This is a genomic window from Mucilaginibacter sp. P4_G9, assembly GCF_056400985.1.
Genome location: NZ_JBFUKF010000947.1, coordinates 1 through 562 on the forward strand (window position 1 = coordinate 1; position 562 = coordinate 562).

The window sequence follows — 562 nt, forward strand, 5'->3', positions numbered from 1 at the left end:
GTACAAAAAGTATTGATATGCTAAACAACATTCTTCAGAGTAAATCCAATCATGATGAAGATTCTCCAATACGTCCGCCGGATAAAAATCAGTTGTGGCTAAAATTAGGAGTGGCGGCAGCTATGATGGTTTTTGTTGGCTTTGGAGCATATATATTCCTGAAGCAAGACAAAAATACGGTTGCAAAAAAAAATATAGCCAAAGCAAAACCCGCGCATGATGTTTTGCCGGGTGGTAATAAGGCCGTTTTAACCCTGGCCAATGGTAAAACCATTACACTTGATAGTGCCAAAAATGGACTTTTGGCTAAAGAAGGGTCTGCGCATATCCGTAAAACGCGCGATGGTCAATTGGTATACCAAACTGATAATAATGATGATGGCACTTCGGCTGATATGAACACGGTATCAACTCCGAGAGGGGGGCAGTATCAGCTGGTATTAAACGATGGAAGTAAGGTATGGTTAAATTCGGCGTCGTCACTAAGTTTTCCGGCTGTGTTTAAAGGCAAAACAAGAGAAGTTGAAATTACCGGCGAAGCTTATTTTGAAGTAGCTAAAAA

The 562-nt window shown here is 40.7% G+C and carries 1 protein-coding gene; it reads left to right on the forward strand.

Annotated elements, in window-relative coordinates; translation table 11 throughout:
* Positions 1-17: 17 nt before the first annotated feature.
* The coding region (locus tag AC1DPZ_RS28725) for a FecR family protein (protein WP_477409958.1) at positions 18-562 on the forward strand (545 nt) is incomplete at its 3' end.